Below are 22,041 nucleotides of genomic sequence, written 5' to 3' on the forward strand. Positions count from 1 at the left end.
GCTGGCCAGCGGGTCTGCCTTGCCGCGGGCGGGTGTGTGGGGGGGTTGCCTTTGGGGGGGGTGGGGGGGTCCGCCCCCCCGCCCCCCCCGCCCCCCGGAACGTCATGCCCTCCGCCCGCCGGGGTACGGCCACCTGCCACGGCCAGACCCGGCCGGCCCGCCCCGCCCAGGACGGGAGACTCCGGCGCAGTGGCGTCCACGCCAGCAAGCCGTCAGAAGACACAACGGGCTGGGGGTGGGCTGCCCGCGCCGAGCTCTGTCAGACGCGCGCAGCCCACAGCGACCTGCCGGGGAACCGGTGTGTGATCGCAGCACCCATTCGATCATGAAAACCGGCGATGCCCGCCGAGTAGCCGCTACTCCATCACGCACACCCGGCAGCCCCACACCCCGATCACCGACCGGACTGACGCCGGGGTCGGTCGCGACACACGCGACAGCAGACCTTCAGCGGGAAACGACACCGGCCTCCAGTAGAAGAACGACACCACCCAACCCGCCCACCAGCAAAAACACCTGCTGGAAGCCCTGTCGCCAACCACTGAAAATCACACGCCGCGCATCACCCACCGGACACAGGCCCCGCCTCCCACACACCCGCCACAACCCCCCGGAAAGGCCCCGCCGGCCCCAGGAGGGGGCCGGGGTCGCAGGGCCTGCACCCCGAGCGTAGAACGCAGCACAGCCGGACACAGGGCGCAGGTGGGGCCACCCCCCACCGTTCCCCCGGAAGACGCAGAAACGGAAACGAACGGGATCCGGTACGCGCGAACCGTACAAAACGCGTACGAACAGCGTACGAAGGGGTGGGGGCGGGTCCGACGGCGGCAGCATCGGCCGGACGTTGGCACGCCGCCGGACCCGAGGGCCAGTGTGGCCTACTCCGGGCCCGCTGGTACATGCCCGCACCCCATCTGCATGTGGGGCTAGCTTGGGTGGGATACGCGGTTGTCCGTGCGGCCCCATGCCCGCTTCTGGGACCGTGGCCGGATGAATGCCGCTCACATCAGTTGTCCCACAGGCTTCCAGTCCCCCGTCTGGACCCGTTCATGGTGAGCGCCGGGCGCTCCCGGGTCTGGCTGCGGATCGGTCCCGCCCGTATCCGGGCCGACCGGATCACCGCCGTCACCACGGATGCAGAGACGCTGCTACTCCGCGTCACCGGTGACCGCGACCCCGTCACCCTGCCCCTCCCCGGAGGCGCGGACCCGGACGGTACGGGCCGTCCCGGAGTGGAATGGGCAGACGAACTGCTCCGGATCATCGAATACGCCGCACAACAGCCGGCCGGAACCCTGATCAGCTACACGCCCGCCACCACGATGACCCTCGCCGGCTTCACCATCCACTCCCTCACCGACGACAGCCGCCCCCTCCTGCAACCCGCGCTGCAACCCCTCCCCGACACCCTCACCACCCCCCGGTCTCCCGTTCCCGCCACCTGGACCGCGCCCCGCAGCAACACGCGCACCTGACGCCTGGCCCTTGGCCAGGCAGGGAGCCATAGGAGGAGCATGGGGAAGGTGACCAGGAAGAATGTCCGGCGGTGTTCGCAATGTGGGGCCCCGCTCCCGCCAGAGGCAAGGACATCCCGCCGGTACTGCGACGCAGCCTGCCGGACGGCGGCATGGCGGCAGTGGAGAGCCCGGCGGGCGCAGATCGACGCGGGAGGCGAAGCACTGCGTGCGGTGCTGGAGGGGCGTTGGCATCCCTGGCCGCAGTTCGAATGCCCCGAGTGCCGGGGAACGTGGTACTCCAGCGACACCCCGTTCGGGAAACGGAAGCGGTCCGACAGCCGGTACTGCTCCCCACGCCGCCGCACGCGGGCATGGCGGCGGAAGGCTTCCCGTTCAGCAGGCGGCACCGGGTGACGCCTTCCGGTGACGCCAACCAGGGTGCTGCGGCGGTGTGCAGCGCGAAGGAAAGGATGAGGCGGCCCGGCGGTACTGCCCCCGTCGAAGCGGGCACCGGGCCTGACCCACACACCCATGTCGGCGCAGGCTGCCCCGACCCTATCCGCAGGCTGGACGGCCGCTAACCCGCCGAGAGCCTGACGCCTGGACGTGGGCACTGCGGAATGCAGTACGGGCGCCTCAGTCCGGCCCGGGGGGGTAGGCGGGGAGGAGCGTACGGCCAGGCGTCAGGCGAGAGGAGCGTTTCCCGGAAGCTCGGGGGAGACCTCCGGAACGGGCGTTCCCGCCCCACCCAACGAGCCACCCCGCCCACAGGTGCGGGCACCCGCCCGGCAGTCGCCTCTGCCCCGCCCCGTGACGGGCAGAGACGACCGGCCGAGCGGCCCGGATGCTCGGGGCGCCGGGGACCACAGGGTATGCATTCCCGTCCCCTCCAACGACCGCGGCCGGCACCCGGTACAGGTGGCTACGGGCGGCAGGGGTGGGGCGGTTGGGTGGATTGGGAGGGTGGCAGAGTGAGGCGCACGTTCCCGGGGCAGGGCGCGGGGACCCAATGTCCGCGACGGCGCGCCCTACCCCGGGACGCCTGAACGGGAAGGACCATTGCGCTGTGATCCCGCACCCGCACCGTATGAAAGGCGGAGCCGCCACACTCGGCGCAGCTCCCGGCCAGGCCGGCCCGTTCGGCACCGCACCGCCCGCCGACGACAACCTGGAAGCGCCAGCATCCGGCTCCGGCCAGGGACAGGGCGCGCCCTTTGTCCGGTCGCCTGTCTCGATGGCGGGCGTCAGGTCGCATTGACCGCCGTTCCTTCACAGCGCTGGGAAGCTTTCACGGTTCGCCGGCGTGGTCTGCGCCCGACCGGCGGGGGCGCTGCTGCTACGGAGAGACGGTCAGGGCCGCCCTTTCCCGGGCCTGCGTCAGCTCCGTGCAGCGGATGCCTCCGCCGGGGTGCCACTCCATCACCGGTGACGCCGCCGCCCCGTGCTCCGCGCACCAGGAAGCGGGGACGATCCCGCCGCAGGCGTGCCGCGCGCACGGGCACCCCTCCCCCACGGCATGCGCCAGGCCGTGCCGGACGATGCCCGCGGCGGAGTCGGCGCGGCCCCGCACGCGGGCGGGCCAGGACAGCTCGATGTACACCCCGCCCGCCGAGGCAGCATGGTCGGTCACCCGCACGTCACCCGTCACCGAGACCGCTCCGGCCCCGGGGACGGCAAGGCGCCGCACGGTCATCCCCCACGCTGCACCGGAGGCACCGGTCAGGGTGTCCGCGTCGGCCGGCTCCACCCACCCGGACACCCGGTCCGTCCCGTCGACGTCGTCGGCCAGGGCGCAGTTCCGGGTCGGCCAGGCGGACGCGGAGCGCGTCGAATGCCGCGGCGGTCACCGACAGGACGGCGGTGGGAAGCGTGTGGGGGACGGTGAGCTTGTCGTGGGCCAGGAGCCAGGTGTCAATCGCGCGCCGGTCGAAGCGGGGGTGCACGTCGGTGCCTGCGACCGGTTCGGGGAAGCCGGGCAGGTTACGGCGCCAGACGACGACGGCGGCGCGGCCCACCCGGGCGATCCGCGCGACCTCCGCCAAGAACGCCGTGTCGTCGGCGGGGGCGGCCGGTTGCAGCGCGGCGAGTGGGGAGCGGTGGCCGGGTGCGGTCCGGCGGACCTGTCGCCAGTCGACGTGGGGGCGGGTCTGCGGCAGCGGCGCGACCGCGGCCGCGGAGTACAGCGGGACCTGCACCACTCCCCCGTACGCCCGCCCGTAGTCGACGGGAGCGGGGACACCGGGCGGGTACGTGGCCTGCCGGAGGCGCGCCCCAGGAATCGCCACCCGCCCACGCCTGATATCGGTACCGGCGCACGCGGTGCCGCCGAATGATCGACTGACAGGTCCGGGGCTCCCCGTAACCGGCGGCCGGCTCCGGCCCGACGCGTGCCCCCGGTTCCATCGCCGGGCCGGCACCTCACGACGGCCCTGCCCCCGTCCGTCCGGCGGCAGGGCCGTCCCCATGCCGACGCAGGCACCACGCACCCACAGTCCCTCTCAACCGGTTTGAGAGTTCTGTGAAGGCCCTTCAGGCAGCATGTGCGGTAGCGCTGCCGAAGACGTCATCGAAACGACGGGCTCGGTCGGTGCGGACGAGGTGGTAGGCGCCGCTGTGGTGGCGCAGGGCGTGGTCGGTGTAGTGGAGGACTTCTGCGGGGGTGAGGACCTTGAGGTCACCGAAGACGTAGTAGAGGGGTGTGGGCGCGTGGGCGGCGGTGAAGATGAGGCCGGCGTTGAGGGTGGCGGTGCTGATGGCGTAGCGGTCTGAGTGAGTGCTGGGCATGCGGTCTTTGGCGTCGATGGTGATGAGGTCGCTGCCGCGGGCCGCGATGAGGTCGGGGAACTGGCGCAGGGCTGAGCGGGTGCGGCGGAGGGCGTCTTGGATGGTGGGCGGGTAGGTTCCCTGGCCGCAGGATTGGACGGTCCATCCGTGTTGGCGCAGCGCGGTTGTGACGCGCTGCTCGTGGGCGTCTCCGACCGGCTTGCGTTCCTGCCAGCTCGTCACTACGGCTCCTTGTCACGCCAGTTCAGGGACAGTGATACGAGACTTTCAGTTTTCGTATTTCTCCGTAGGGCTATGATGCCCAACATGGCGGCATACGGTGACCCACGATTTCGTCCCACTCTCTGGCCTGGCTCGCCTGTCCCTCCTCCGCAGCTGACGCCTTTGCGCGGAGCGCGGGCGGACGGCGAGTGGGTCATCTGGGATATCAGCGACCCGGAGTGCGTCGACGGAGAGCGAACCTGCCTGCCCGCGGACTTCTACCTACGCGAACTGATGGAGGCGGATCCCCGCGACCTGGTCACAGTGGCCGACTGGATGAGCCACTACGGCCACCTAGGGGGCAACATCCACGCGGGCGGGTGGGTCGAGGAGGAGTACGAGCGGCTGCGGGAGCTGGAGGACCGCGAGCACCCGCGGTACGGCCCGTGGGCCATACACGGCGACCTGGTCGAGTTCCACATCCGCGAAGCTCAGCAGGCCGTCATGACCTGGCTCGCCTGCAGCCGCGAGGGAGGGCTCGACGAACTCGTGGAAGCAGAAGTCACCGAGGAACGCCTCGCCCAGGAGAGGGCCGACAACGCGCACAGCGAGGAGGTACACCCTCGCGACCTCGACCATCTACGGCAGCTCGTTCTGTGGCTGCGGCTGAACCAGCTGCGGACAACCCTGGACAGCGCTCTGCAGCCATTCAGCGTCGGTCTCAGCAGCCTCGAAGATCGACACGTACCGCTGCTGTCCGTGGCATTCCTGCAGATGTACAACCACATGGCCGAAGAAGCCACGGTTCGTACCTGCGCAAACGAGACCTGCCGAGGCTCCTTCGTCCGCCAGCGCGGCCGCGCCGAGTACGGGCAGAACCGCACCACCGGCATCAAGTACTGCACCCGCGAATGCGCCCGCGCCCAAGCCCAACGCGAACACCGGCGCCGCCGCAAGGCCGCCACCGTCCGACCCGGCGCCGGACCGGTCGACATGACACAGGCCGCACCGGCCGCCCGGTCTCGGAAGGAGGCAGACACGTGATTCACCTCCGCGAGCACCAGGTCGACCAGAAGTCGGCATTCCGAAAATGGGTGGGATTCCCTGCAAGGTCATCCGTGCCCCCGCAGGGCGCCAGGGGCACAATCGTGTCAGCGACCGGCTCCGGCAAGACGATCACCGCCGCCGCGTGCGCGCTGGAGACCTTCGCGGGCGGCCGGATCCTCGTCACCGTCCCGACCCTGGACCTGCTCGCGCAGACCGCCCAGGCGTGGCGCCTGGTGGGCCACCGGGCCCCGATGATCGCGGTGTGCTCCCTGGAGAACGACGCGGTGCTAAACGAACTGGGCGTGCGCACCACCACCAACCCGATCCAGCTCGCCTTGTGGGCCGGGCAGGGGCCGGTCGTCGTGTTCGCCACGTACGCCTCTCTCGTGGACCGTGAGGACGTCGACGCTCCCGTGGACCAGCGGAGGGTTCGCGGGCCGCTGGAGGCCGCTCTGGCGGGCGGGGAGCGGCTGTACGGGCAGCAGATGAGCCCGTTCAACCTCGCCATCGTGGATGAGGCGCACGGAACCGCTGGTGATCTTGGGAGGCCGTGGGCGGCGATCCACGACAACCAGCGGATCCCGGCGGATTTCCGGCTCTACCTCACCGCGACCCCGCGCATCCTCGCCGCGGCCCGCCCGCAGAAGGGCGCGGACGGCCAGGAGGCGGAGATCGCGACCATGGCCGATGACCCGGAGGGCACCTACGGCGCGTGGCTCGCGGAGCTGGGTCTGAGCGAGGCGATCGAGCGGGAGATCCTTGCCGGGTTCGAGATCGACGTGCTGGAGATCCGCGATCCCTCGCCGGTCCTCGGGGAGTCGGAGGAGGCGCGGCGCGGCCGGCGCCTGGCCCTCTTGCAGACCGCCCTGCTGGAGCACGCGGCGGCGTACAACCTGCGTACGGTCATGACGTTCCACCAGAAGGTGGAGGAGGCCGCCGCGTTCGCGGAGAAGCTGCCGGAGACCGCTGCCGAGCTGTACGTCAACGACGCCTCCGCCGCCGACCTGGCCGCCGCCGACAAGCTGCCGAAGTCCTCCATCGACGCGGAGTTCTACGAGCTGGAGGCCGGCCGCCACGTCCCGCCGGATCGCGTGTGGTCGGCGTGGCTGTGCGGCGACCACCTCGTGTCCGAGCGCCGCGAGGTGCTGCGGCAGTTCGCCAACGGCATCGACGCGGCCGGGCGCCGGGTGCACCGGGCGTTCCTCGCCAGCGTTCGCGTGCTCGGTGAGGGCGTCGACATCACGGGCGAGCGGGGCGTGGAGGCCGTGTGCTTCGCGGACACCCGCGGCTCGCAGGTGGAGATCGTGCAGAACATCGGCCGGGCGCTGAGGCTCAACAAGGACGGCTCCACCAAGGTCGCCAGGATCATCGTGCCGGTGTTCCTCGAGCCGAACGAGGACCCCACCGACATGGTCGCCAGCGCCAGCTTCCGCCCCCTTGTAGCGGCCCTCCAGGGCCTCCGCAGCCATGATGAGCGACTTGTTGAGCAGCTCGCTTCCCGCGCGCTCACCAGCGGCAAGCGCAAGGTCCACGTCCGGCGTGACGAGGACGGGCAGATCGTCGGGGCCGGCGGCGAGGGCGACGGCGAGGACCAGGAGGACGACACGCAGGCCGCCGCCGAAGCCCCCCTGCTCCACTTCTCCAACCCGCGCGACGCGGCGACCATCGCGGCCTTCCTCCGGACGCGGGTGTACCGGCCGGAATCGCTGGTGTGGCTGGAGGGTTACCAGGCCCTGCTCCGGTGGCGGGCGGAGAACGAGATCACCGGCGTCTGCGCCGTGCCCTACGACGTTGAGGTCGAGGTGGGGGTCACGAAGGGGTTCCCGCTTGGCCGATGGGTCCACCAGCAGCGGAAGGCGCTGCGGGCGGGTGAGCTGGAGGACCGGCGCAAGACCCTGCTGGACGCCCCGGAGGCCGGGATGGTCTGGGAGCCGGGCGAGGAAGCGTGGGAGACCAAGCTCGCCGCACTCAGGTCGTATCGGCGGGCCACGGGACACCTCGCGCCGCGTCAGGACGCGGTGTGGGGCGAGGGCGAGGCAATGGTGCCCATCGGGCAGCACATGGCGAACCTGCGCCGGAAGGGCGGCCTGGGCAAGAACCAGGAGCGGGCCGCCGTACGCGCGCAGCAGCTGGCCGCGGTCGACGAGGACTGGGACTGCCCGTGGCCGCTGGACTGGCAGCGGCACTACCGGATCCTGGCGGACCTGGTCGACGCCGACGGCGTCCTGCCCCACATCGCGCCGGGCGTCGTCTTCGACGGCGACGACGTCGGCCGGTGGCTCCAGCAGCAGAAGCAGCCGGCCCACTGGGTGCGGCTGCTGCCCGAGCAGCAGGAGCGGCTGACCGCGCTGGGCGTACAGCCCAACCAGACGCCCCCTCCCGCCGCCGCAGCCAGCCGCGGAGCGAAGGGGCCGAGCAAGGCACAGCAGGCGTTCCAGCGGGGCCTGGCGGCCCTCACCCAGTGGGTGGAGCGGGAAGGCGCGGACCGGCCGGTCCCACGTGGGCACAGTGAGACGATCACTGTCGGCGGCGAGACCGAACCGGTGACCGTGAAGCTGGGCGTATGGGTCTCGAACACCCGCGCCCGGCGCGACAAGCTCACCGCCGACCAGCTCGCTGCCCTCGCCAAGCTCGGCGTCGTTTGGGTTTAGCCCCATCAGCAGGTGCGACCGGGCTCGCATGGAGCGTCAACGGTGGCATTCTTCGTTCATGCGGATCCCTGTGGAAGTGCGCCCCGACTTCATCGAGAAGGTTGCCCGCCGCACCGACCCTCTAGGCGCTGTTGAAGAGCTGGTCTGGAACAGCCTCGACGCCGACGCCACCGAGGTCCGTGTTGACCTGGAGTTTGACGATCTCGGTGGCATCGCCGCAGTCGTCGTGAGCGACAACGGGCAGGGGATTCCGGCTTCCTCCGTGGAGACCGCATTCAAGGGCATGGGCGGCTCTTGGAAGCGGGGCGCCGCCGGCACCGAAAGCGGCAGGCAACTCCATGGCCGCCACGGATACGGCCGTTTCAGGGTTTTGGCTCTCGGCTCGCGCGCCTGTTGGACTTCCGTGTCGAACGGACCGGGCGGCCGTTCCAAAGTCCTCATCCGCTTCAGCGACGGCGACAGCGACTTTGACGTCGATGACCGCGGCCAGGCCGATACCGAGGAGACCGGAACGGTCGTCCGCCTGACCGGGGAAGCCCAGCGCAAAGACCGGCTCACCCTGGAATCGATGAAGGGGGAGCTGACTGGCCGCTTGGCGATGTACCTGAGCAAGTACCCGACGGCGAAAGTCTGGTGGTGTGGCGCGCTCCTCGATCCCAGTGAGGTCATCCAGCATCAGCACGAGGAGCAGCTCAGTCTCGGCTCGGGATCGGATCGTGAGGGGCCTGTACTGCGCATCGTGGAGTGGAAGACGAAGCCGCCGCGTCGGGAGCTCCTGGTCTGCGACGCGGTTGGGGTCCATCGCATCACCCTTCGGGCAGGTATCCAGGCGCCCGACTTCGATTTCACGGCGTACGTGCTGTGGGACAAGTTCGCTGGCCTGACCGACCACGACATGCTGGAAGGCGAGTTCGAGCAGTCCGACTCCTACCTGGGCCGTGCGGTGGAGGCCGCACGGACGAGGCTGCGGTCGTACTTCCGGGAACGTGAACGCGACCGGGCCAAGGAGCTGATCGCGAAGTGGATCGAGGAAGGGGTCTACCCCTACAGCGGTGAGCCGGCGGTGCCGGTGGATGTCGCCGAGCGAGAGGCGTTCGACTCGGTTGCCGTCCTGGTGAGCCGACACCTGCAAGGCTCACGACAGGCCCGTCGCACGCAGATGGTGCTGCTCCGTGAGGCGCTACGGCGACAGCCCCACGCCATGCCCAAGGTTCTCGACGAATTGTTCGGGCTGAGCGGGCCGCAGAGGGAGCGCCTGGAGGACCTCGTCGACCGCACGCCGCTGGCGAACCTGATCGCCGCCAACGCCCAGGCCGTCGACCGCATCGACTTCCTCGGCATGCTGCGGTCCCTGCTCTTCGAGCCCACGTCCCGAGCCGCCATGCGGGAGGTCGACCAACTCCACCGCATGCTGGAGAAGGAGCTGTGGATCTTCGGAGACGCCTACGCCAGTGCCGTGTCCGAGGTCGGGCTGACCGAGGCGCTGGAGCGGGCCCTCGGTCGCGTCGACGGTGTGCCTCGCCAGCAGGTCCGCCGAGCCGATGGCCGAAGCGGCCGCCTGGACCTGATGCTCTCCGCGGTCTCCGGTGCCGGACAGACCAAGCGGCACCTCGTGGTGGAGCTTAAGCGGCCGAGCGTGACCCTGGCGGAGAAGGAAGTGGCCCAGGTCCGCTCCTATGCCTTCACCGTGAGCCGGGACCAGCGCTACAGCCACGACGACCAGACGAAGTGGGACTTTTGGCTCGTCGGCAACGCCATCGACGACGTCGTGCGGTGGATGATCGAGAGCCACGGGGAAGGCGGCGGCCTCATCCAAAATGACGGCCGGATCAGCATCCGCGTCGTCACCTGGGGCGAGATCCTGGACACCTGCGAGGAACAGCTGAAGAAGCAGCAGGAGCGGCTGAACTACGCCTCCAGCCATGCCCGCAGCGCCGCGTACGCCGAACGCGCCCACGCCGACGCTGACGTTGTGCAGCTCCTGGCCGTCCGCGGTAACGACAGTGCCTGACCCCTGCACCGTGACTCGCAGCCGAGTACGGACCGGGACCCTGAGCGGTGCACGCTCCGGCCGGGCCGCGCCCCTGCGGCCGAGTCCTCTAACTCGCCCTGCGATGTCACCTAATGGCCAACTGCCCGGCCCGGACGTGGCGCGGGCGGGCAACGCAAGGTGCAACACGGGCACCACGGCCCCCCATCCGGGGTATCACCGCAGGTCAGCGCTGCACGACGGGGCGGTGTTGCGCTGGGATGTTGCAGTGAGCGGCCGCATCACCACACCGGGGGACCAGCGGAGATCCGGCGCGTTCTCAACCTCTGAGTGCCGTGATCGACAGCCCCTCTGTAGCCCGTGGGTCGGCTATACCGGAGCGGAGCTGACCGCCCTGTCCTCATAGTCGAAGGAGTCCACTGGACTTACCCCAAGGCGCTCGCACTCTTGGGTAGATTTCGGACGTTTGGTTGGCTATTTGCCGTCGGCTCCCTGGATGGCAATCGCTCTGAGTAGCGTCCTGGCTGGGGTCGGGTCACGAACGGCCTGAGCTTCCGAGCTGAGGAGGAACAAGCCATGGATGGTGGGGAGACGACTGCCCAGCAGCGGCTGGATCGGTTGCGGGGGTTGCTGTCGGGGACGCGGAGCGACTCGCGGGTGGCACGGAACCTGGCGCGGGTGCCGAAGGCGAACGTGATGTTCGGGGCGCTGCTGCACACCGCGGACCGGTTGCGCCAGGGTGAGGAGCTGACCGAGCTGGAGGAGATGCTGCTGGGTTCGCTGCGGGACGGGCTCGGGGAGGAGGAGGTCAGGGAGTGGGGCCGCGTCTACCGTGAGTCGGTGACCGCGCGCGGGACGCTGGTGGGGGTGCCGGGGGCCATCACCAGCCGTCCGGTGTCCGCCGGGTACAGCTTCGCTGATCTGGCTGAGGACCTGCCGGCGGTGACCGCGGAGTGGAGGGCGCAGTCGAACTGGTCGGCTGTGGACCACAAGGCGCTGGCCGCGGGTGAGGACTTCGACAGCCCGGAGTTCATCGAGGGCATGCGCGAGTGGGGATTCGCCGTCACCCTGCCCGCCTATCTGGCCGTGCCCGGGGATGGCCAAGCGAGCCAGGAGCCTCCAGGGGAGGACGAGGCGGCGGCGTACGGGTTCCGGCTGGAGTACGAGAACTTCCATGTCCACCGGCAGGTGGGTGACGGGTGGCCGAGTACCGGGGATGAGATCCGCTGGCTCTCCGGCGGCCGGAGCGACTTGGGTGCGCGTGCCACTCCGTTCGTGTCGCAGGAGTTCGGCGGGGCCTCGGCGGAGGCAGGGCGGACGACGCGCTTCAACGCCAACGACCCCCACCTGCGGCTGGCCTTCCAAGGAGGTGGCGAGCGTGGGCTGATCCTGAACGTCGCATGCTGGGAGTGGGACACCGGTGACGGCACCATCGACAGTGTCAGCGAGGCCCTGATCAGGCTCAACAACGATCCTGTGTTCACCGTCGCGTGGGCGGCTGCCGGCTCGCTGGCGCCCACGTTCCTCGGGCTGCTGATGGACATCAGCTCCCTCGCGATCACCGTCGTCAGCGTGGTCGCGAAGAACGACCTCTCCTCCTCCCGCACCCTCTATCTCGACCGCAACACCCTGGCCGCGCTCTCCCAGAACGGGAGCGCGCAATGGCACTTCAACGGCGACGGCCACCACGAACTGAAGGTCAAGTTCACCGGCGCCGCCATCCCCTACCCCACCCTGCAGTACGCCGTCCGCACCGGCAGCACCTGGGGCGCGCCCATCACCCTGCCCTTCGAGAGTCTGACTCCGCCGGCCCTGGCCTCATACAACGGGAAGCTGTACGCCCTGTTCGTGCGCAGCGACAAGGCGGTGATGTGGACCCGTCTGGAAGGGCAGACCTGGAGGACCCCCGAGCGGGTCGGCGGCCGGGACGGCAGCGACCATCTGGCACCGGCGGTGACCGTGGCCCACGGGAAGTTGTACTACGCCGTCACGGGCGACGGCGGCAAGCTGTGGTGGCGGACTTATACCGAGAGCGGCGGCTGGAGCCCCATCTCGCAGTTCACCGGTTACCACTCCGCCCACGCGCCCGCCCTGGCCGCGCACCCCCACACCAACGGAGTGTTCCTCAGCCACGTCGGTGCCACCGGCAAGGTGTTCACCAACTACAACGACAGCACCCACTGGGGCAGCGCCTGGCGCGACCCGAGCACCTGGGTCGTGCCCAACAGCATCGCGATGGCCCCTCTGCGGGAGCACCTGTGGCGGGTCTCGAACGGGCTGAACAACAGGGTCTACACCAGCCGCTGGATCTACGGCCAGGGATGGCACAACGTCGAGGCCCACCCGACCTGGCACACCGCGCACGCCCCCGCGCTCGCCACCCACGGCGACCTCATGTGGATCTTCATGCGCGGCACCGACGGCCGCCTCTACGCATCGACCTGCGACAACCACACCTGGTCACCCGCCGAGACCATCAACGGAGCCAGCCCCATCGACGCACCGGCCGCGGTCTCCCACGACGACAAGCTGTACGTGATGTACCGCCGCTGAGCCCGGCCACCGACACACAAGATCGTCCTGCCCACGCTCAACGCAGGCAGGACACGCGCCGACACAACGACCGACGGAACCGCGCTGCCCGACGGGGCGGAGGCGGCCCCCGCTCTCACCGAACGGCGCGCAGTTCCTTTGTCCCGACGATGTCGCGCGCCCCTCGGACCGCCCGCTGCCGACCGCCCCCGCGCACGGACCGGTCCCTTCCTAGGCGGAAGTGCGGGTGAGCCGGGCCGGTGCTCCCAAAGGGCGGTGGAGCACCGGCCCGACAAGGCCGCAGCAGTCCTGCTTCTGCCGTGGCGTGCCGAGTCGTACTAGGGAAGTTGGACGGAACCGCGCCTTGCGAGTTCCAGCGTGTACTCGGACAGCCACGGCCAGTCGCTACCGGGCCCGTCATCCGCCCCTGCCATGTACGTCTTGACGGTGTTTCCGGCTCCGTCAATGACCGTCAGCCCCGCTGGAACGTACTTTCCGCCATTGACAACGATCACGGGCCGACCGTCCCGGTACTCGATCGACAGTGTGCCGATGTCCTCGGGCTTGGCCTGGTCGACCGGGATGAATACAGGTTTGGTTGCTTCGGGCGTGAGCTGGACCGGGGCGGGTCCCTTGGAGTTGGGCGTGATCTCTGACATGACGTCTCCAATACCGGCCGGCTCCCTGCCTGCCTGGTCAGAGCGTCGCAGTGCGGAGCATCACCGCAAGACAGCACCCGAGGGAACGGCTGAGAATCGTCAGAATGGCGCGAAAGGCACCACCGTGCGGCGCTTCGCAACTAGGCGTGGATTGGGCGCGGTGATGCGGCCAGGCTGCCAAGCCACCATTGACACCGACCCGACCACCGGCCACACCCCGGACACAGCAACACCCGGCCAGCGGCAGAGTGGCAGGGGCGCGGCGGACCGACGCAGGACCCGCGGGGCGGGGGCCGGACAGGCGGGCGGCGGAGGCGGGCCGAGGCGCGGCCGAGGCGCGAAGGCGCGGCGGCGCGGCGGCCGGGGCGCGGAGCTCAGGCGGCACGGGCGAGCCGAGGTGCGGGGGCGGAGCGGCAGCGCGACGGCCGGACGGGCGGCGCGGCGGCGACGGCGGGGGCGACGGCGCGGGGGGCCGAGGCGCGGGAACGGACCGGCGGCGGGGCGCGGGGCGGACAGGAGCCGGGTACGGCGGCGGACAGGAACGAGGTACGGCGGCGGCCCGGAGCACGGAGGCAAGGGCGGGCCGGGGCGGAACGGGAGCGCGCGGCACCGAGGCCGGGGCGCCGCGCGGCGGCGGCCGGACGGGCGGCGGACTGGGAGCGGGGCGGCACGGTGGCGGCCGGGCAGGCGCCGGAACGGCCGGGCGGCAAGCGCGCCGAAGACGGGACGGCGCCGGACACCGACGGACGGCATCGGACAGCCGCAACCCGCCAGCAGCAGCCGCAACGGCCCAGCGGCCCAGGACACCGACGGACGGACCGCCGAACACACTGGACACCGCTGACCGCTCCAGCCCCGGCACGAACAGAACAGAACACCGGACCACGGGCCACGGGCGGCCGGCAGCGGGCCCGGACCGGTGAACGCGGCAAGGGGCCGGGCACGGGCGCAACGGACGCGCGGCCCGCACACGAAGCGGCGGCGTGACGGCGGCGCGGCGGGCCGGCGGGGCCGGGCCCGGCGGCGGCGGCGGGAGCGAGAACGAGCAGGCCGGCCACGGCGCACAGCGTCCTGACCGCCGCGGTGATGAAGACCGACACGGCGGACACGGCCAGCCCGGACGGCATCGGTGGGACCGGGGCGGGCGCCGCGCCCGTGAGGGACCGTCTGGGGCGCTCTGGATGGTGTTCTCCAGGGCGGTCCCAGCTGCTCGGCGCCCTGGAGGCCAGGGGCAGGTCCTAGGCGTGCATTACCGGGTGACCTTTGTGGGGTCGATGGTGCCCGTTCACCCAACTACTCGCCGCTGCGTCGAAGCCGATGCCCATCTTCCTGCTGACGATTGCGCTCTGTACGTCTACCGCGGGTGCCGTGTAAGCCCCTACGGGGTTGCCGGACGCGCCAACGACCACGATGTCCGCGGGAACGAACGTCCCTTCCCTGACAACGATCACGGGCTGCCCGTCCCGGTACTCAATCGCCAAGGTACCGATGTCCTCAGGCTTGACTTCGGAGGCCGCGGTGGCCGGCGTCTGGTTCAACCACGCAGATGCCTGAACCGGAGCAGGACCTTTGGAGTTACCGGCGTCTGTCATATGTCTGGCTCCCTACCGGCAGACACGGCGCCTGCCTGGTCAGAGCGTGCCAGTACGCAGCGTTACCGATCAACAACCCCTGGCGAAACGGCCGAGAACCGACAAGATGGCCGAAAACACCCCTACCTGTACCCGTCGCAAAAGCCTTGCTGCGCCCGCCCTCCGGGGCACCGTGCCCGCGGGTTACTGCCTGACGCTGGACTCGTTCACGGGGCATGAAGCCATCCATGAAGTCGTACGTCTCGGCCGGGGCAGTCATCGCAGCAGCGCTCGTATGCGGTGCTGCCCCGGCAGCACAGGCCAGTGACGACATCACTTCCAACACCGTCAACACCGACCACATCCAGAAGATCACCAACCACCCCGCCGTCCTCCAAAACAACGGCGGGTTTGACGGCCCCGGCAATGTTGCCGGATCCGTCATCGACAACCTGCCGTAGCCGAGGCACAGCGAAGCCGGATCGGCACATGCCGACCCGGCTTCGCCATCACGCCTCTGGCCCCCATCCTCACCGACTTGAGCGCCGTAGAGTCCGCTACGAGACGGGCAGCCCAGCACATCCCCGGGCCAGTTCCGCGCAGCGGATCCCGCCCCCGGGATGCCACTCCATCACCGGGCCCACCGCGTCCCCGTGCTCCGGGCACCAGGAGACCGGGACGACTCCCCCACAGTCGTGGCCCTTGCACACACCCTTCCCCCGGGCCGGCGTACGCCACCCCGTGACGGACCACCCCGGCCGCCGACCTCTCCGCCCCGCAGGCCGGACGGCCACGCCAGCGTCACCCGCAGACCGCCCGACCCCGAACGGAATGGTCGATCACCCGCACCTCGTGTCCAAGGCGGGTCCCGGACACACGAAAGCGCGGGCCGCCACCAGGTGGTGGGGCCCGCGCTGGGGCTCATCGAAGGCAGTCGCTCAGGCGCAAGCCTCGCGGGCCAGGGAGGGCCTACTCCTCGTGGTCATGGCCGATCAGGCCGGGCAGTGACTCGACCGCATCCTCCTCGTACGGGCGGCTCGCCTCCCTGACCACACCATCCCGCCCGCAGCGGCACGGCGAGGATGCCGGAAGTGATCTTCATGGCCTGCCCAACGACCGGATCGTAGGACCGTCACCCGCAACGCGCTCCTGGACCAGCACGCTACGCAGGGCCCCGAACCCCGGCACGTCCTCGGCCGTGACGTCCAGGCGCAGCCGCTTGAACCGGAGCGGGTGCCGTGCCCCGACCTTTCCCCCGCCGACGCCCCCCGCTGGTGAGAGGGCGAGGGCCGCTGCGGTGACGGTGTCCCGCTGTCAGCCTTGGGCTGCCAGCGGCACTTGGGACGGACCGGCGGGTGAGCGTTCGAGGAGCGCGGCGAAGAAGTCGGCAAGGAGGGGTTGGGCGCGGTCGCGGTCGCGGAGTTCGTCGTGGCCGAACCGGAAGACCTCGTAGCCGCGGAACTTCAGGGCGCGGTCGCCGGCCATGGTCGCGGCGTACTTCGTGCTGTCGGGTTCGTACTTCGTGCTGTCGGGTTCGGTTCCTGCGTTGCGGGTGTAGTGCTGCATGCCGTCGACCTCCAGGACCACGCGCCGGTTTCCGGGGAGCAGCATGAGGAAGTCCATGCGCAGGTTCTGCATGGCCTGCGGCCCGCGTTCGCGGAGGGTCTTGGGGTCCCAGTGGAGCCAGATCTCCGGCAGGAGGGCGGGGACGTCGTTCAGGTGGTCCCGGTGGGCGTGGTGGTAGTGCCAGAACAGGTTCTTCTGCCCTGGAGACTTCGGGGGCAGGGAAGCCTCCATGCGGCTGTAGAGGGCCCGGGCCGCCTGCTCGTGGTCGGTGATGTTCCGGGTCTCCTGCCACCAGGCCAGGAGGTGGCGCCAGAGCAGTCCCTCTTTGCCGACGGGGTGGTCGTAGACCAGGACCTTGTCGTCGCGTTGGGCGACCTCGATGTCGTTGTCGAGGGCGCTGGTGAAGCGGATGTCGGGCTTGCCCAGGGTGGCGAAGATGAGGTTGCGCGGCCGGCGCGCGGTGCCGCGGCCGTGCTGGACCAGGTGGAACCGGGGGTAGCCGTCGGCCTCTCCATCCTGGCTCAGGATGGCGCCGGCTGGTTGTAGATGCCGGTTGGCGAGCTCGACGAAGCGGCGCTGGGCTTGCTCGTCGGGAAGGACGGCGGCGGAGGCCAGCCCTTCAAGGAAGACGCCGAAGCGTGGGTGAGGGGCTTCGAAGGCGCCGAGCTGCTCGAAGAACTCCTCGGTTGACCAGTCGCCCGGGAACCTGACGACGTGGCGGTTGATCTGGTCGCGGAGGCTGCTGGTCGAGGTGACCCACCCGCTCATCGGGTCGTTGTCCAGGTGCCACAGGCGGCTCAGCAGTGCCATGAAGCGGTCCGGGTAGCCGAGGTGGTCGGAGAGGTCGAAGTCCCTGGCGAGCTCGCGCCGCGTCCGGCTCGGGATCTGCACGTGGTGGCGGCCGAGCCACAGAACGTCCTGCAGCGCCATCTTCTCGGCCTGGCCCAGCTCCTCTTGCTCGAGAACGGCGTCGGCGACATCCGGCAGCCGGTCGTCGGGGCAGGCGTTCAGGCTGGCGACCAAGCGCTCGTGCTTGGTGCTTCCCTCATCGGGTGGGGGAAGGCCGAGACGCTGGCACAAGGCCGGGAGCTCCTTGTGCCCGTAGCGCGTGTACAGCGTGGCGAGCACGCCGTCGATCAGCCTCCGCAGCAGCGCCAGGTCCATCTGTTCCCCCATCTCCTGATGATGAGCGACGCCTGGGCTCGATTCCACCTGTCTGTTCTTCTTGCCCGGCAGCCAAATTCGCGGTGCGCCCGCACCTCGCCCTCTACCTTGATGCGCATGTCGCACGAATCAATCCACGAGCACCTGCTGATATCGGCCCGGAAGTGGGCGCGCACGGCTGTCGATGCGTACCTGGAGGAGCCCATCGACCAGGACTTCGCTGTGCATCACATGGCGGTCGCGGTGGAGCACGCGTCCAAGGCGTACCTGGCGTCCATCTCTCCCGTGCTTCTCGCGTCGGAGAAGCAGCCGAGCGTGGACGACCTCCTGGTCCTGAGCGGGAACGAAGACAGGACGAAGAAGGGCCGCGCTGGGCTGAAGACTATCGGCGGCGAGGGAGCCATCCTCAGGGCAGCCCAGATCCTCGGACCCGAACACAAGGCGCCCGTCAAGCTCAAGGAACTGCGGGAGTCTCGTAATGGCATCACCCACATGGGGTGGGGCCAGCCCGTGAACGAGTGCCGCGAACTCCTGGCCGCCGGTATCGAGCACATCAACGCGCTGCTGAAACACCTGTCGACCGAGCCCGACGGCTTCTGGGGCACGCACCTCGACGCCTGCACCGCGCTGGTGGCCCAGGCCACCAGCGAGATGGAGATCCGGTACCAGGCGAAACTCCGGCAGGCTCGTGAGCAGTTCGCCAAGACCACCCGGCGCCTGTCCGAAGAGGAGATCACTGAACTCGTCAGCAGTCTCTCCTCGCTGCCGACTGCCGCTCCGTGGCCGCTGGCCGTGCCCGCAGACTGCCCTGCGTGCGGACACACCGGCTTCGCCAGCGGCCGGGACAAGTCAGGGGACTACGGGGACGTCTGGTTCCTCCCCCGGCACTTCGGCTGTCGCCTGTGCGGGCTCACACTCACGAGGTGGGAGCTCGATCTCGCTGGAATCAAGGCCCAGGTACTCAACGACGATGAAGAGGCCGACCCTGACTGGGAACCCGACTTCGAGACGGACTGAGGGCTCAGGCCACTGACCGGTACGTGTACCCCTGCGGCGCCGCCGGCCCCCAGGCGCGGAGACGGTCCTCTTCGTCCGGCTATCGCGGACAAAGAGGTGTCGTTTTCCGAAGGGGGCTTGCCCACGGCATCTGACCTGCATAGAGGGAAGATCACCAGTTTCGGGGGGTCCCACCTCCGGTCACACCTGCGGTCCCCCGCCTAGTGCACCCCTGCAAGCACCTGTGCACGCAACCTCCGATGCAACCCCCATACGGCCCATGTGGCATACGGGCGGGGCGGGCTGGGCAAGCCCCCGGCAACCATCCGACGGAAGGTCGGCCGTGCGGCGCTCTTGGCCGGTCGGTCTCTTGCGCCTGGGCGGCGGACTGCTTGACCGTTTGGGAATCTGTTGTGCAGCTCGGGGGGAGTAGGGGTTTGGGGAACAACCGGGTGCGGCTCAGCAGTGGTGCGGCATGGCAGACGGACTTCCGTCGCCGGACCACAGGCCGGGCTCCCAGGACCGCGATGGAGATCGCCACGGTCCGCCGCACGCTGAACCACACGCTGACCGAGCTGAAGCGGCCATCGACCGGTACGCGGTCGCGGTCGCCGCCGACCTGTACGCCCTCGCCTGGCAGCAGGCGGCCGGAGCGCCCCCCAGCGAGACCCGCGAGCAGCGGGCCCAGCTGAAGGACCTCAAGGCGATCCTTGGCTCCCGCCGGTGGCAGGAGGAAGAGCGCCGCCAGGCCGCCGCGGCTCCCCCGAAGTCCGTCCCCTCACAGCCCCGGGTAGTCGCTGCCGCGCCCCGGGTGCGGCCGGAGGCCGCCCGGGCCGGCGAATCCGTCACCCGGTCCCCACGCCGGAACCCCTCGTCGTCTACGGCGCCCCGGCGTTCCCCCGTACCACCCCGGCCGCCCGTCCGGGTATCGGCGCCGGCACCGATCCCGGCCCCGGACCCTTCGCCGGTCGTGGTGCCGGTCGTGAGGGTTCGCCCGCCGCACAGGGAAGAGCCGGCTCTCCTGGAAACCGGGCAGCTGTGGGAGATCGCGACCGAGCTTCGGCCGCTGCTGGAGCAGACCGCCCGGGCCGGCTCGACCACCACCTGGCCCCAGATCCACAAACGCCTTCCGGGCCTGCCCCGCCTGCACGCCGACGACCAGTGCGTGCTCCTGTGGCTGGTCGACAAAGACGGTCGAAAGGGAGAACCGCTCCTGTCCGCGCTCGTCACGGTGGGAGACCGCCAGATGCATCCCCGGTTCCCGGCCGTCGCCGAACAGCTCGGCTGGACGACACCCGGCGGCAGCCGTCCGCACACCGCATGGAGCTACGAGGTCCTCAAGACCCACCAGCACTGGCGCCACCGACGCTGACCCGACCGGGTCGCCGGCCCTGGGCAAGCCCCCTAAGGACTTGCCCAGGGTCTCCTCGGGCTTGCCCAGACGCGTCTGGCTTGCCCGGCCGCCAAGTTCCCCATCTGAACCTCGCTGGACCGGGCCCTGGCGGGGCGCAGCCGGCTGGGTCTCAGGGCTAGCTTTCGGCGGCTTTCGCGGACGGCGGCAGGGCCGTGTCGAGGAGCGCGTCGATGGTTTCCTTGCCGAGCGTGCTGTCGTGGTGGAGGGATCGGCGGATGAGTTGCCCGACGGTTTCCGGGTCCACGTCCAGCCGTGTGTGGGCGTCCAGGCAGATCTCGCTCAGGAGTCCTGCGGTGTGGTCCGGCTTTCGCTGGACGTACCAGTCGAAGACCTTGACCACGTCACGGCGGAGGGTGCCGATCCAGATTCCGCTCCTCCCCTTCTTAATGCCTGTGGCCAGATGGGAGAGCACGGCCTCGATCAGCGTCGTGCGCAGCGCCGACATGGGGACGAGGCTTTCGGTTCCCACCGTGAGCGAGACCGCGGGCCACCAGGCGAGGGTCTTGGCTGCCTCCTCGGTCTGCTTTCCGTCCACGTGGATGACCTTGGTGAGGCGGTTGTGGTCGGCGACGAGCCCCTGGGGCTGCGGGGTGCCGAAAGAGCTGGTGGCGGAGAGGAGCGCGCCGGGGCCATGGTCGCGGTGATGCTGTTCAGCCCAGTCCCGGGCCACGGACTGCGACCACAGAGGTCCGCCTGCGCCGTGGGCCTGCGGTTCGGGCATCTTGTGGTCTTCGTACTTCGGGTCCGGGAGGTCGTCCTCGGGGATGTTCGCGATCTTCGCCAGCCCGGCGCGGTCCACTAGGCTGCCCGGCTCCAGCTCGGGAGCCTTCAGGTCGACGACGCACTGGTGCAGCGGCCTTGCATCCGGCACGCGCCGGCGGTGATCCGCCCACAGCGCCAGATGATCACGCCAGTTGGGCAGGGCCGTCTTGTGCGCGGTGAACCCGGCGATGGTGGCGATACTCCCCTTACCCGGGTCGGCGGGGTGGACCAGGAGGTCGGCGGCCGTGACGGTGAGCGCGTCCTGGACGGGGCGGGCGTCGTAGCGTTCGAAGGCGCCGTCGAAGACCACGCCGGGCCGGTGCCAGGCGGTGCCGTCCCACCAGTAGCCGCCGTGCCGGTAGAGGAAGCCGGTGTGGCCGTACATCCAGTCGTGGTGGAGTCCGCTCCAGCTGCCGTCGGTGACCAGCAGGACAGTGCGGCCGTGATCGGGGTGGTAGTGGACGGCCCACGCGTACGCGCGGTTCTTCGGCTCGGTGGTGAACGCCACCCAGCCGCCTCCCGGTAACGGGTCGGTGCGGCCCCACAGTCCCTCGCCCTGGTCCCGGCCGGTGCGCTCGATCGCGTCCGGGTCGTTTAGCGGCAGCCGTTCGTCGTTAATGAACGGCAAGCCAGGAACGGGGTGATCGGTACGAAGTCCGTTGGCCACCGGACGGAACTCACCCAAGATCCAGCTCTCCCTTGCGACATGAGAACCCCACGCGGCGCGGGGTAGGTCCCCCCATCCCTGCGGCAGCACCGGCTCCGTTAAACCGATCAGGCCATCCCTTCGGTTTGCCCAGCCGGAGGACCGGCCAGCCAGGACGGCGGCCGGTCCTCCGGCCATCGGTCAAACCGCACGTCACCGCTACGAGCGGGCCGTGCAACCTTTCCCGGACAGGAGTCGGTCACCCCGACGTCGGCGCAAGTGGCCGGGCAGCGTCAGAGGCCGCCGGTGCTACGACCTGCCTTCAGTCAGACCGTTGGCCATGTTCTCGATGTAGAGCAGGGTCCACTCGACACCGCCCTGCCAGCCGGCTGACTCGTGGGCGTACCGGCCTTCGGCGTCAGCCCGGATCCGGGCGGCCAGGGTGCGCAGGTCTGTCTGAAGGCCCTGTCGACGGGCGCTGTCCGCGGCCTGGCACATCTCGTCGGTCAGCCAGCTAGGGTTCTCGTTTATCACTCCAGCATGGCGCGGGTCCCGCTTCCGGCGGAAGCGGCGTGTCCCGCCAGCGTGACGTTCGTTGTCC

Annotated in this window: 15 protein-coding genes; 8 read left to right on the top strand and 7 right to left on the bottom strand. The window is 70.1% G+C overall.

The genetic code is table 11. The features are described 5' to 3' along the window. Nucleotides 1-1,049: 1,049 nt before the first annotated feature. Entirely contained in the window at nt 1,050-1,475 is a 426-nt protein-coding gene (locus ACFWW8_RS30930; RefSeq protein WP_386534033.1) for a hypothetical protein, read from the top strand. A 1,318-nt stretch (nt 1,476-2,793) separates the two neighbouring features. Here ACFWW8_RS30930 and ACFWW8_RS30935 read toward each other — a convergent pair. The 3 genes from ACFWW8_RS30935 to ACFWW8_RS30945 all read right to left on the bottom strand — a co-directional run bounded on the left by ACFWW8_RS30935 (nt 2,794) and on the right by ACFWW8_RS30945 (nt 4,463). Further along, complete coding sequence (locus ACFWW8_RS30935; protein ID WP_386534036.1) at nt 2,794-3,087, bottom strand: hypothetical protein; 294 nt, start codon at nt 3,085-3,087, stop codon at nt 2,794-2,796. A gap of 7 nt (nt 3,088-3,094) precedes the next feature. After that, the gene (locus ACFWW8_RS30940; protein ID WP_386534039.1) at nt 3,095-3,742 is read right to left on the bottom strand and encodes a hypothetical protein; all 648 of its coding nucleotides are present in this window, start codon (nt 3,740-3,742) and stop codon (nt 3,095-3,097) included. 244 nt (nt 3,743-3,986) lie between these two features. Beyond that, nucleotides 3,987-4,463, bottom strand: coding sequence for a hypothetical protein (locus tag ACFWW8_RS30945; RefSeq protein WP_386534042.1), 477 nt, complete (start codon nt 4,461-4,463; stop codon nt 3,987-3,989). A 162-nt stretch (nt 4,464-4,625) separates the two neighbouring features. On the opposite strand from ACFWW8_RS30945, the gene ACFWW8_RS30950 reads away from it, so the two are divergent. From ACFWW8_RS30950 to ACFWW8_RS30965, 4 genes are all read left to right on the top strand, one after another. Continuing rightward, entirely contained in the window at nt 4,626-5,486 is an 861-nt protein-coding gene (locus tag ACFWW8_RS30950; RefSeq protein WP_386534045.1) for a hypothetical protein, read from the top strand. Then, on the top strand, nt 5,483-8,140 hold the full coding sequence (locus ACFWW8_RS30955) for a Helicase associated domain protein (RefSeq protein ID WP_386534047.1): 2,658 nt from the start codon (nt 5,483-5,485) through the stop codon (nt 8,138-8,140). The genes ACFWW8_RS30950 and ACFWW8_RS30955 overlap by 4 nt, the downstream gene beginning before the upstream one ends. Before the next feature lie 58 nt (nt 8,141-8,198). Then, a complete protein-coding gene (locus ACFWW8_RS30960; RefSeq protein WP_386534050.1) occupies nt 8,199-10,151 on the top strand; it encodes an ATP-binding protein in 1,953 nt (650 codons plus the stop codon). A 636-nt stretch (nt 10,152-10,787) separates the two neighbouring features. After that, on the top strand, nt 10,788-12,683 hold the full coding sequence (locus ACFWW8_RS30965; RefSeq protein WP_386534053.1) for a hypothetical protein: 1,896 nt from the start codon (nt 10,788-10,790) through the stop codon (nt 12,681-12,683). Between the two features lie 317 nt (nt 12,684-13,000). Here the strand turns inward: ACFWW8_RS30965 and ACFWW8_RS30970 are convergent, their stop codons facing one another. Then, nucleotides 13,001-13,321 (bottom strand): hypothetical protein, encoded by a 321-nt coding sequence (locus ACFWW8_RS30970; protein WP_386534055.1) that lies wholly within the window; start codon nt 13,319-13,321, stop codon nt 13,001-13,003. A 1,819-nt stretch (nt 13,322-15,140) separates the two neighbouring features. On the opposite strand from ACFWW8_RS30970, the gene ACFWW8_RS30975 reads away from it, so the two are divergent. Continuing rightward, nucleotides 15,141-15,353, top strand: coding sequence for a hypothetical protein (locus ACFWW8_RS30975; protein WP_386534058.1), 213 nt, complete (start codon nt 15,141-15,143; stop codon nt 15,351-15,353). Between the two features lie 853 nt (nt 15,354-16,206). On the opposite strand, the gene ACFWW8_RS30980 is transcribed toward ACFWW8_RS30975, so the two are convergent. After that, nucleotides 16,207-17,634 carry a hypothetical protein gene (locus tag ACFWW8_RS30980; protein WP_386534060.1) on the bottom strand — a complete coding sequence of 476 codons (1,428 nt, stop codon included), beginning with the start codon at nt 17,632-17,634 and terminating at the stop codon, nt 16,207-16,209. Between the two features lie 105 nt (nt 17,635-17,739). Here ACFWW8_RS30980 and ACFWW8_RS30985 point away from each other — a divergent pair, with 105 nt between their 5' ends. Together ACFWW8_RS30985 and ACFWW8_RS30990 are read left to right on the top strand one after the other, a co-directional pair. Continuing rightward, nucleotides 17,740-18,639: a hypothetical protein gene (locus ACFWW8_RS30985; RefSeq protein WP_386534063.1), complete on the top strand. Its 900-nt coding sequence runs from the start codon at nt 17,740-17,742 to the stop codon at nt 18,637-18,639. 961 nt (nt 18,640-19,600) lie between these two features. Then, entirely contained in the window at nt 19,601-19,990 is a 390-nt protein-coding gene (locus tag ACFWW8_RS30990; RefSeq protein ID WP_386534066.1) for a hypothetical protein, read from the top strand. A 157-nt stretch (nt 19,991-20,147) separates the two neighbouring features. On the opposite strand, the gene ACFWW8_RS30995 is transcribed toward ACFWW8_RS30990, so the two are convergent. Together ACFWW8_RS30995 and ACFWW8_RS31000 are read right to left on the bottom strand one after the other, a co-directional pair. Next, nucleotides 20,148-21,422 carry a hypothetical protein gene (locus ACFWW8_RS30995; RefSeq protein ID WP_386534069.1) on the bottom strand — a complete coding sequence of 425 codons (1,275 nt, stop codon included), beginning with the start codon at nt 21,420-21,422 and terminating at the stop codon, nt 20,148-20,150. A gap of 327 nt (nt 21,423-21,749) precedes the next feature. Then, nucleotides 21,750-21,974 carry a hypothetical protein gene (locus ACFWW8_RS31000; protein ID WP_386534071.1) on the bottom strand — a complete coding sequence of 75 codons (225 nt, stop codon included), beginning with the start codon at nt 21,972-21,974 and terminating at the stop codon, nt 21,750-21,752. Nucleotides 21,975-22,041 lie beyond the last annotated feature (67 nt).

Source organism: Streptomyces sp. NPDC058701, assembly GCF_042715295.1.
In the GTDB taxonomy this organism is placed as follows: Bacteria; Actinomycetota; Actinomycetes; order Streptomycetales; family Streptomycetaceae; genus Streptomyces.